This window comes from Herbaspirillum sp. UBA812, assembly GCF_002296545.1.
GTDB classification, from domain to species: Bacteria; Pseudomonadota; Gammaproteobacteria; order Burkholderiales; family Burkholderiaceae_D; genus Herbaspirillum; species Herbaspirillum huttiense.
Genome location: NZ_DBIC01000374.1, coordinates 1 through 11,283, shown reverse-complemented (window position 1 = coordinate 11,283; position 11,283 = coordinate 1). Strand labels below are relative to the sequence as shown.

General features: G+C 63.6%; 8 protein-coding genes and 1 pseudogene. 2 read left to right on the top strand and 7 right to left on the bottom strand.

Translation table 11 applies throughout. The features are described from left to right. Together B3873_RS24675 and B3873_RS24670 are read right to left on the bottom strand one after the other, a co-directional pair. Positions 1-543 (bottom strand): annotated as a pseudogene (locus tag B3873_RS24675) (AraC family transcriptional regulator); the annotation flags it as partial. Positions 544-724: 181 nt separating this feature from the next. Continuing rightward, positions 725-901 carry a hypothetical protein gene (locus B3873_RS24670; RefSeq protein ID WP_286869650.1) on the bottom strand — a complete coding sequence of 59 codons (177 nt, stop codon included), beginning with the start codon at positions 899-901 and terminating at the stop codon, positions 725-727. 125 nt (positions 902-1,026) lie between these two features. Here B3873_RS24670 and B3873_RS24665 point away from each other — a divergent pair, with 125 nt between their 5' ends. Continuing rightward, on the top strand, positions 1,027-2,481 hold the full coding sequence (locus B3873_RS24665) for an aldehyde dehydrogenase family protein (RefSeq protein WP_286869649.1): 1,455 nt from the start codon (positions 1,027-1,029) through the stop codon (positions 2,479-2,481). A gap of 263 nt (positions 2,482-2,744) precedes the next feature. Here B3873_RS24665 and B3873_RS24660 read toward each other — a convergent pair whose 3' ends face one another. The 4 genes from B3873_RS24660 to B3873_RS24645 all read right to left on the bottom strand — a co-directional run bounded on the left by B3873_RS24660 (position 2,745) and on the right by B3873_RS24645 (position 9,118). Next, positions 2,745-4,202, bottom strand: a complete 1,458-nt coding sequence (locus tag B3873_RS24660) for an APC family permease (protein WP_286869648.1) — start codon at positions 4,200-4,202, stop codon at positions 2,745-2,747. Positions 4,203-4,537: 335 nt separating this feature from the next. Next, a complete protein-coding gene (locus B3873_RS24655; RefSeq protein ID WP_286869646.1) occupies positions 4,538-4,810 on the bottom strand; it encodes a hypothetical protein in 273 nt (90 codons plus the stop codon). Next, a complete protein-coding gene (locus B3873_RS24650) occupies positions 4,807-7,917 on the bottom strand; it encodes an efflux RND transporter permease subunit (RefSeq protein ID WP_286869644.1) in 3,111 nt (1,036 codons plus the stop codon). The genes B3873_RS24655 and B3873_RS24650 overlap by 4 nt, the downstream gene beginning before the upstream one ends. A gap of 16 nt (positions 7,918-7,933) precedes the next feature. Continuing rightward, complete coding sequence (locus tag B3873_RS24645) at positions 7,934-9,118, bottom strand: efflux RND transporter periplasmic adaptor subunit (RefSeq protein ID WP_286869642.1); 1,185 nt, start codon at positions 9,116-9,118, stop codon at positions 7,934-7,936. Between the two features lie 143 nt (positions 9,119-9,261). Here B3873_RS24645 and B3873_RS24640 point away from each other — a divergent pair, with 143 nt between their 5' ends. After that, a complete protein-coding gene (locus tag B3873_RS24640; protein WP_286869640.1) occupies positions 9,262-9,876 on the top strand; it encodes a TetR/AcrR family transcriptional regulator in 615 nt (204 codons plus the stop codon). Positions 9,877-9,888: 12 nt separating this feature from the next. Here the strand turns inward: B3873_RS24640 and B3873_RS24635 are convergent, their stop codons facing one another. Further along, entirely contained in the window at positions 9,889-11,010 is a 1,122-nt protein-coding gene (locus B3873_RS24635) for a porin (RefSeq protein ID WP_286869638.1), read from the bottom strand. Positions 11,011-11,283: the final 273 nt, after the last annotated feature.

The following is an 11,283-nucleotide window of genomic DNA, read 5'->3' as shown; positions in this document are numbered from 1 at the left end:
ACGTTGCTCCGCCTGCGCATCGGCCTGCCACTGACCGCCATCGATCTGCAGCATCGATTGCGAGAAGAGGTTGAGCAAGCGTTCGCGACAAGCACGCAAGCCTTTGGGCGGCACCTTGATGACCGGCTGCCGCAGCAAGGCACTGATACGGTCGGGGTCGGGCATCTGGTGCAGGTGCTCCTCGAACAGGTCGCGGTCAAACGTCAGCGACAGCAGGTCGGTATCCATCGGCATGTGGAACATGAATTCCTCGCCGCCCTGCAGGAACAGGATGCTCTTCTCATCGGCCTCGCGCCCCTGCACGTGCGCCGCACCGGGTGCGGCAATCGGGAAGGCGAAGCAGATCTGGTCCTTCGGTGCCTCGCCATGCTGGACCACGCGCTTGTTGATGCGCTCGCGGAAGGCGTGGCAGCGCCGGGTCGACAACTGCATCAGCGAGCTCTCCAGCTTGCCGGCGGAAATCTGTGCATAGGTCTGCTTCCACGCGCCAATGGCGGCGGCGTGCACATGCACATCCTGAAAACGGTGAATGCTTTGCAACATGGTCTCTCTCCAAGTGAGCCGCGATTGCCCCCGCGAGCGTGGCTCTGTCTCCATGCATTTAACGTGCCTGCATTTTCATTGTTTTGATGGGATGTCTGCGTCCGTGCAAGGGACCTGGATGAGATCAGGTCCGGGGGCCGCGCAGCGTCTGCCTTTCCGGCTAGTTTTATGCAAATTTATCTCAATACCAAAAATTAGCAAATACTTTTACAATTTTCCAAGCTGTCAGGCTCGATATTTCAAAATAGTGCAACTTTAGTTTTTTATGCACAACATCAATGCAACCCGGACGAGAACAGGGCAGCCCTTCTTTCCCTGCATCAACAGCTTCGCCGCCGTCGCCAGCCGAATTGCTCATTTGGGCTAACTGCGCGGCCCTGCCCTCTATACATTCTGGCTCCATGCAGGCCCAGGTGCGCCCGTCCGCAGGACGCTGCGCATGACCCGCATGCAGTCTCCCGACAACCCACCACGAGAATGAGCATGTCTCTCCATCTTCAGCACTTTATTGCAGGCCAGGCCAGCGAGGCCTCCGGTGGCCAGCGCATGAACCTGGTCAATCCCATCAACGAGGAAGTCTACGCCAGCGCCGCGCAAGGCACGGCCGAGGACGTGGCGCGGGCCGTGGCGGCGGCTCGCGCGCAGCTGGACGGCGGCGCATGGAGCCGGCTCTCCGGCCTGCAGCGCGGCACCTTGCTGCATGCGCTGGCCGCACTGGTCGAGCGCGATGCCGACCTGCTGGCCGACATGGATGCCAATGCCATCGGCCGCTCGCCCATGGAGCCGCGCATGATGGACGTGCCCAACGCCGTGAGCCACCTGCGCGCCGCCGCCGGCTGGGCCAACCAGATGGAAGGCCGCACCATTCCCACGGCCGGCTACATGGGCAAGCCCACGCTGTCCTACACGATCCGCGAACCGATCGGCGTGGTCGGTGCCATCCTGCCCTGGAATGCGCCGCTCATGATCACCAGCTGGAAGGTCGCCGCACTGCTGGCCGCCGGCTGCACGGTGGTCATCAAGCCGGCCGAAGAAACCCCGCAATCGGCCCTGCACCTGGCGCGCCTGGCGCAGGAAGCGGGCTTCCCGGATGGCGTGATCAATGTGGTGACCGGCTACGGCAACGAGGTCGGCCGTGCCCTCTGCGAACATCCGGACGTGGCCAAGATCAGCTTCACCGGCAGCCCCGAAGCGGGCCGCGCGATCCAGCGCATCGCCGGCGAACAGTTCAAGCGCGTGACGCTGGAGCTGGGCGGCAAGAGCCCGCAGATCGTGTTCGACGATGCGCCTTTCGAAGATGCCCTGTTCGGCTGCACGCTGGGCCTGTTCGTCAACCAGGGACAGGTATGCGCGGCCGGTTCGCGCATTCTGGTACAGCGCAGCCTGGCGCAACGCTTTGCCAAGGCACTGGCCGAGGCCGCCGCCGGCATCACCGTGGGCGATCCGCGCCAGCCGGGCGTGCGCATGGGGCCGGTAGCCAAGAAGGCGCAGTTCGAGCGCGTCAACCGCTACATCCAGCAGGGCCTGGACGAGGGGGCCACCCTGCTGGCCGGCGGTGTCTCGCGGCCGAACAAGGGCTGGTTCGTGCAGCCGACGATCTTTGCCGATGCCAACAATGGCATGAGCATCGCCCGTGAGGAAATCTTCGGGCCAGTCGGCACCATCATCAGCTTCGATACCGAGGAAGAAGCCATCGCCCTGGCCAACGATTCCCGCTACGGCCTGGCCGCCACGGTCTGGACCGGCAACCTGGCCCGCGCGCATCGGGTGGCGGCTGGCGTGAAGGTCGGTGCCATCGGTGTCAATTGCTGGAGCCCGCTGGATGCCAACCTGCCCTGGGGTGGCATCAAGGACAGCGGCATGGGCCGCGAAGGCGGACTGGCCGGCGCATTGGCCTATACCGAAGAGAAGACCATCACGGTGCTGCTGGCATCCTGAAGTCGACGCGCCGGATCATCGGCGCACGGAGCAACAACGCGGTGCGGCGCAAGCTGTGCCGCGTTTTTTTGCGCCCGAATACAGGCGTGAATTGACGCGCGAATCCACGCCCGAATTGACGCCCGAATTGACGCATGAATTCACGCATGAATTCGCGCATCAAATCACGCCTCTTTGCTGTATCGGAAAACGTGGCCCAAAGAAAACGGGCCTCGCAATGCGAGACCCGTTGAGCAACGGTTCCTGCCCGGGCCGGAGGGCGGCTACAGCTTGTGACTCCCCAGCGCAGCGAAACGCATCGGCGCACAGCGGCGCAGACGGCTGGCCAGCATCACGCCGATGAGGATGGCCAGCGGGATCATCGAGCACAACGCCCAGGACATGGATTTGCTGGCCCCGGTCAAGACATCGAAATGCAGGATGGCCGTACAGAGAATGTAGAGCAAGGCGACCAGCGAGACGGTCGGCAGGATGCGCACCCGCCAGGCGCTGTCACAGGCCTCCGGACGCCGCCGGAAATAGCAGATCACGGCCGCCGAAGTCATGATCATCAGCAGCATCAGGCACAGTGCTGCCAGGCTGGAGAACCAGGCGAACAGGTGCAGGATGGGATGCGCCCCCGAGACCGCAAAGAGCGTCACCACCACGGCCGCAATGGCGCTCTGCAGAGCCGAACCCATGTGCGGACTTTGATAGGTCTTGTGGGTGGTGCCCAGCAGGCGGTGCAGCAGGCCATCCCGCCCGACCGCATAGAAATAGCGCGCGGCCGAACTGTGGAAGGCCAGCAAGCCGGCATAGATGCTGATGACGAAGAGGATACGAATCACAGCCGTCAGTCCGCCCCCGGCATAGTGGTCCGACATGACGTAGATGAAGGCAGTCGGGTCCTGCATGTGTTCCAGCAGCTTGACCACCTTGTCGCTGCCGGCCCCGATGATGAGCGCCCACAGCGAGATGCCATAGAAGGCACCGATCAGCAGCACCGAGGTATAGGTGGCAATCGGTATCGCACGCTTGGGATTCTTGGCCTCTTCGCCATAGATGGTGGTGGCTTCGAAACCGATGAAGGCGGCAAAGGCGAACAGCAGGCCGATGGAGGGCGTACCGCTCATGACATTGGCCGGTGCAAAGGAATCGAGGTTGACGCCATGATCACCGCCGGCGCGCAGGATACAGAAGTCCAGCACCAGCACCGCCAGGTACTCGGCCACCACCACCACCGACAGCAGGCGCGCCGACAGGTCGATGTTGCGGTAACCGAGCACGGCCACGCTCAGCATGGCCAGGGCCGCATAGACCCACCACGCCAGTTGTACTCCGAAGATGTCGAAGATGGTGGCCGACATCACCCCGCCGAACATGCCATAAAGCCCAATCTGCAGGATGTTGTAGGCGAACATGGCCAGCACCCCGGCCACGCCGCCAGCCATGCCGCCCAGGCCGGCGCTGGAGAAGGCATAGAAGCCGCCGGCATTGGTGACGTGGCGCGCCATGGTGGTATAGCCGACCGAAAAGGCCAGCAGCAGCAACAGGATCAGCACCAGCAAGGCCGGTGTGCCGGGACCGTTGCCGAGCATGATGCCGATCGGAAATCCGCCGGCGATCACGCTCAAGGGACTGGCGGCGGAGACCACGAAGAAGATGATGAAACCTACGCCGAGGGCGTTTTTCCTCAGCGCATTTTCTTCCTTGTCATGCTTGCTGCAATCGAGCTGGCTCATCGGACCCTTACCTTTTCTGAAAACACCTGCGTCTCGTCATCGCCGTGGCAGCGGACAGGCTCATGTCCTTGCACACCGGCATCTTCCGCGCCCTGCGGGCAGCGTGAGGGGTGATGGCATTCTAGAGAGCTGCGGCTTTTTTCTTTAACCCAAATTGGCAGTCCGGCAGACGCCGGACATGGCAGTGCCGCCACGTACTCCTGATGGATTGTAGGTGGCAGCCGTACGAAAAAGAGAGGAAGGGAAGCCAGAAAGACGGCGGCACGGCCTGCACTGTGGCAAGCTGGCCGCACTGGCTGACGAAGCGCTGACGGCGCGCTCCCGTGGGAAGAGAATCAGGCCGCCACGCGGCGTTCGATGATCTCGTACGCACGCAGCATGCCGGCGATGCGGGCGTGCTCGAAATCGAGATACAGGGGGCTGTCCTGCCGGTAACGCAGGATGCGCTTGCCGGCGTGGAAGATGCGCAGGCTCATCTCCCAGCCATGCGGCCCCTGAATCGCGATGACGCGGATATCGTAGTCGCGATACCGGGCGTGGTGGATCTGCTCGCGGTCGTTGAGGAGCCGGCGGCCATACAGCCGCAAATCACTGCGCGGACACATCATGCCTCCTGCACGCCTTGCGCGCTGCGGCGACGTCCCGCCCCCAGCACCAGCACGAAGAACAAGGGCACGAACAGTACCGCCAGCACCGTGGCACTGACCATGCCGCCGAACACGCCCGTGCCGATGGCGCGCTGGGTCTCGGCACTCGCGCCCGAGGCCAGCATCAGCGGCACCACGCCCAGCGCAAAGGCCAGCGAAGTCATGAGGATGGGACGCAGCCGCAGCACCGCAGCCTTGATCGCCGCCTCCACCAGGCCGGCACCCTCGGCGCGCAACTGGCGCGCGAACTCGACGATGAGGATGGCATTCTTGGCCGAGAGCCCGATGACGGTAATCATGCCGACCTTGAAGAACACGTCATTTGGCATGTCGCGCAGGATCACCGCTGCGACCGCACCGATCAAGCCCAGTGGCACCACCAGCATGACCGACAGCGGAATGCGCCAGCTCTCGTACAAGGCCGCCAGCACCAGGAACACCACCAGCATCGACAAGGCCATCAGCATCGGTGCCTGGGCCGCTGACAGGCGCTCCTGCAGCGACTGGCCGGTCCACGCCACGGCAAAGCCGGGCGGCAGTTGCTTTGCCAAGCTTTCCATCTCCGCCATGGCATCGCCACTGGCCACGCCCGGCGCAGCACTGCCGGAGATGCGCACCGCCGGGAAGCCCTGGTAGCGCTGCAATTGGGTCGGCACCACCTGCCATTGGGCTTGTACCATTTCCGAGAGCGGCACCATGCCGCCGTTCTGGTTGCGCACATACAGCTTCATCAGGTCCTCGATCTGCATGCGCGATTGCGCCTGGGCCTGAATGATGACCTGCTGCATGCGGCCCGCATTGGGGAAATCATTGACATAGAAGGAACCCATGGCCGCTGAGAGCGTATCGCTGATGCTGGCAAAGGAAACGCCCAGCGCGGCTGCCTTGTGGCGATCCACATTGAGCTGCAGGCTGGCCCCCGGTGGCAGGCCATCCGCATACACGCCCGCCAGCTTGGGGCTCTGTGCCGCCAGTGCCAACAGTTGCGCTTCGGCCGCCTTGAGCGCGCCGTGGCCCTGGTTGGCACGGTCCTGCAGGCGCATGGCAAAGCCGGAGGAATTGCCCAGCTCCTCGATGGCCGGCGGCAGCAGGCTCATGACCATGCCATCCACTCCGTTCTCCATGGCCGCCTGCGCATGCTGGGCCTCGATGGCGGCGGTGGACCCCTTGCGCTCCTTCCAGTCCTTCAGTTCGGTGAAAGCCATCGCCGCATTGGGGCCGGAACCGGAGAAACCGAATCCCAGCACCGACAGATTGGCGCCGATATCCTCGCGCGTTTTCAGATAGCGCTCGAACTGATCCACGGCGCGCGCCGTGCGCTCGGTAGTAGCGTCGGCGGGCAGCTGGAAGCTGGTCATCAAATAGCCCTGGTCTTCTTCCGGCAGGAAGGCCGACGGCAGCGCCCGCAAACCCAGCACCAGCAACAGCGACAGCGCGCCATAGAGCAGCATCATGCGCAGACCGCGTGCGATCAAGCGGCCCAGCAGCGATTCATAGCGGCGCGTAAGGCGTGCGAAGGCTCGGTTGAAGGCTCCGAAGAAACCACGCTTCTCGTGATGGCCGGGGGCCACCGGTTTGAGCAAGGTGGCGCACAGGGCCGGCGTCAGGCTCAGCGCCAGGAAGGCCGAGAACAGGATCGATACCGCCATGGCCAGCGAGAACTGGCGATAGATCACGCCCACCGATCCCCCGGCCAGCGCCATGGGAATGAAGACGGCGGTCAGCACCAGGGTGATGCCGATGATGGCGCCGGTGATCTCCCCCATCGCCTTGATGGTGGCCTCGCGCGGACCCAGGCCCTCCTCGGCCATGATGCGCTCGACGTTTTCCACCACCACGATGGCGTCATCGACGATGATGCCGATGGCCAGCACCATGCCGAACATGGTCAGCACGTTGACCGAGTAGCCGGCCACCAGCATCACCGCCAGCGTGCCCAGCAGCGCGATGGGCGCGACGATGGCCGGGATGACGGTATAGCGCACGTTCTGCAGGAACAGGTACATCACCAGGAACACCAGCACCACCGCTTCGATCAGGGTGCGTACCACTTCCTCGATGGAGATGCGCACGAAGGGCGTGGTGTCATAGGGCTTCTGCACCTTCATTCCGGCGGGGAAGAACTTCTCCAGCTGGGCCACGCGGGCATCGATGGCCTTGACGGTATCGAGTGCATTGGCACCGGTGGCCAGCTTGATGGCCAGGCCGGCTGCGGGCTTGCCGTTGTAGCGGCCGACCGAGGTATAGCTTTCGCTGCCCAGTTCGATGCGGGCGACGTCGCGCAGCTTGACGCGGGCCCCGTCGGAGAGCGTGCGCAGCACGATGTTCTGGAACTGGTCGGCGGTGCGCAGGCGGGTCTGGGCCGTGATGGTGGCGTTGATCTGCTGGTTCTCGGCAGCAGGCAGGCCGCCCAGCTGGCCGGACGAGACCTGCACGTTCTGCGCCTGGATGGCGTTCTTCACGTCCAGCGGCGTGAGGCTGTAGCTGTTGAGCTTGTTGGGATCAAGCCAGATGCGCATCGCATATTGCGAACCGAAGAGCGTGGTGTCGCCCACGCCTTCCACCCGGCTGATCGCATCCTGGATATTGGCGGCCACGTAGTCCGACAGGTCGGAGCCGCTCATGCTGCCATCTTCCGAAGTGAAGGCCAGCACGTTCAGGAAGTTGGTGGCCGACTTGGTCACGGTGATGCCCTGCTGCTGCACTTCCGAGGGCAGCAAGGGTGTGGCCAGCGACAGCTTGTTCTGCACCTGCACCTGGGCCGTATCCGGATTGGTACCGTTCTCGAAGGTCAGGGTGATGGTCACCGAGCCCGACGATTCACTGGTGGAGGCCATGTAGCTGAGACGATCCAGCCCCTTCATCTTCTGCTCGATGATCTGGGTCACGGTGTCTTCCAGGGTCTTGGCCGACGCCCCCGGATAGTTGGCGGTGATGGCGATGGCCGGTGGTGCGATGGCCGGATACTGCGCAATCGGCAGGGTCAGCACCGAGATGGCACCGGCCAGCATGACGATGATGGCAAGTACCCAGGCGAAGATGGGGCGGTCAATGAAGAAGCGAGCCATGATGTTTTCCCGCCTTTCAGTTGTTGCCGCTGCCGGCGCTGCCGTTGGCGCTGGCCACCGCGGTCTTGGGCGACCATGGCACCACCTTCACCTTGGCTCCGGCAGTGGCGCGCTGCTGGCCATCGACCACCAGCTGGTCGCCTTCCTTCAGGCCGCTGCTGACCAGCCATTGACTGCCGATGGCACGATCGGTCACCAGCGCGCGCTGCTCCACCACGCCCTCCGCATTCACCACGAAGGCTACCGGCTTGCCGGCACCGTCACGGCTGACCGCCTGTTGCGGTACCAGCAGGCCCTGCTGGCGCACCCCCTCCTGCAGCACGGCGCGCACATACATGCCCGGCAGCAGGTCGGTCTTGGGGTTGGGGAAGACTGCGCGCAGCGTGATGGCACCGGTGTCCTGGTTGACCGTCACATCGGAGAACTGCAGCGTTCCTTCCTGTGCGTAGGTGCGGCCGTTCTCCAGAATCAGCCTGACCTTGGCGCCGTTGCCGGACTTCTGCAGTTCGCCATTGGCCAGCGCTTCCTTCAGGTTGAGCCAGTTGGTGCTGGACTGGGTGACATCGACGTAGATGGGATCGAGCTGCTGGATGGTGGTCAGCGCCGTGGTCTGGCTGGCGGTGACCAGTGCGCCCGGCGTCACGCTGGACTTGCCAATGCGGCCGGAGATGGGCGCATCGACCTTGGCGTAATCGAGATTGATGCGGCTGGTCTGCATATTGGCCCGGGCCGAACCGACATCGGCCTCGGCTTCGCCCAGGGACGCCACGGCATCATCGTAATCCTGCTGGCTGACCGCCTTGATGGCCACCAGCTCCTTGTAGCGGCTGGCCTTCAGGCGCGCCGTCTTCACGCTCGCTTCGGCCTTGGCCAAGGCCGCCACGCTGCTGTCATAGGCTGCCTGATAGCTGGCCGGGTTGATCTGGTACAGCACCTGCCCGGCCTTGACGTCGCTGCCCTCGCGGAAATTGCGTGCCTTGATGATGCCGTTGACCTGCGGCCGCACGTCGGCGATCTGGTAAGGCGAGGTCCGGCCCGGCAACTCGGCATGCAGCTCCACCGGCTGCGCGCGCACCGTCATCACCCCCAGCACGGGCGTACCCGCTGCCGGTGGCGGCCCGCCCGGCGGCTTGCCGCAGGCACTGAGGACACTGAGGATGGCCAGTGCAGCGACGGGCCGTAGAAGGGGTGTGGTGCGCATGAAGGACTCTCCGGAAAAGGAAGAAGGTTTTTATAACGATACCGAACTGTACAGTATTATTAATTGACAGTTCTTCCCCGGTCAAGCAATACTGAACACATCTGTACGAAAATGACACTTGTAAAGAAAACGGAGACAGTTCGATGAGAGTCAAGACCCCTGCCCGGCGCGAGGCCATCCTGGCCGTGGCGGCCGAGGTATTCAAGGAGATGGGTTTCGAGGGTGCGTCCATGGCCGAGATCTCGGCCCGCATTGGTGGCTCCAAGGCCACGCTGTATGGCTACTTCAAGTCGAAGGAGGAGCTGTTCCTGGCGGTGACCCACGGCGAGGCGAAAAAGCAGATTGAGCCGGCCCTGGCCGCGCTGGACCAGGAGGAGGTGGACGATCTGGCGAAGACCTTGCAGGTCTTTGGCGAAAAGGCGGTCAGCTTCCTGTGCCAGGAGAGCACCTTGCAGACGCACCGCATGATCGTGGCCGAAGCCGGCCGCAGCGACATCGGCCGGCGCTTCCATGAAGAGGGACCGAAGATGGGGATGGAGCGCATCGCCGCCTTCTTGAAGAAGCAGATGGCGGCCGGCCGGCTGCGCACCGCTGATCCCATGCTGGCGACCCTGCAGCTGTGCGCCCTGCTCGATTGCGAGACCGTCAAGCCGATGATGCTGGGGCTGGAGACCAGCATTTCGCGGCCGCGCATGAAGCGCATGGTCGGCCGCGCGGTGGAGACCTTCCTCGCGGCCTATGCCGTACCTGCCGACTGAGAACGACCGTCCTCAGAAGGTGTGCCGGATCCCCAGCTGCACGCCGGTCTCGCTGGCACCGGCGTCCGGGCTCAGGGCCTGGCTGGCCGTGAAGCTGGCACCGGTCATGCGATAGGCGGCGGTATTCTTGTTGATCAGGCGTGAGGCCACCGCATACAGCCGCGTGCGCCTGGACAGGTCGTAGTTCACGATCAGGCTGAACTGGCGCGCGTTGTTGTTGTAGCGCGAGCGGTCCTTGACGTAGCCGCCCCCCGCGCCGACGGTGGTCTGGGCATTGATGCGGTAGTCGGCCGAGAGGCTGTAGGTGTTGTGATAATCGCCCGCAGTATTGCCGACCACGGCACCGGCCGGATCGTACTTGCCCGCCGGGTTGGTGAAGACATTGCCGGTGGTGGCCGAGATCACTTCATTGGTGCGGAAGAAGGCCAGGTAGACCTTGCCGCTGCCATAGTCAACATTGCCGCCCAGCATGAACTGCTTCACGCTGTTGGTGTTGGTGCTGTTGTTGGCGTTGAGGTAGGCACTGCCCACGTAGAGCGGTCCCTGCTGGGTCTGCATGCCGATCTGGTAGACCGCATTGCCGGCGGTGCTGCCAGCGCGCTCGCCGACCGAGTAATGCAGCTCCAGCGTGGTATTGGCAAACCTGGGCGAGATGTAGCTGATATCGTTGTCCACCCGCGCCAGCCAGTTGGCGAAGTTGTTGTAGGCCGAGCCATAGGTGGCCGCACCGAATGCATCCATGTTGCCCGAGTAGAGGAACATGACGCTGTTCTGCCGCCCCACGCGCACTTCGCCGAAGCCGCCGCCGAGACCGACCCAGGACTGGCGGTCGAAGTAGCGGTAGCTGTTCTGCAGGCCGCCGGTGCTGGGATCGAAACCGGTTTCCAGATTGAAGCTGGCGCGATAGCCACCGCCCAGATCCTCGACGCCCTTGAAGCCAAGCCGGCTGGTCATCTGGCCATTGTTGCCCATGGCCCAGAGCGAGGTGTCCTTGCCGCCGACGGTGCTCTTCTGGTAGGCCGTATAGACATCCACTACGCCATAGATCGTAACTGAACTCTGCGCGAAGGCAGCGGGAGCAGCGGCCAGCAGCAGGGCTGCCGGGATGAGACGGATGGGGTGTTGCAACTGCATAAGGAATCTCCTCCTGTGGGTAAATCGGTCTGGTTGATCCAGTGTTCTTGTCAATTGGGATGGCGCACACCAAGGGCGCTCTGCTGCGCAGTACGGATGTCTGTTCAGGTCGGCGTGCGCCTCTTCTGCGTGGACGCTCTCTTCTTCCCCTCACGGCTCCTTGTCAGGTTCAGCCTGTGGGTGACACCAACTCAGTCGATGTATTTCAAGCCGGCCGCCTCCAGCGGCGCGCGCATCTGGTACATGTCCAGCCCCAGCACGCCGGCGGCCAGC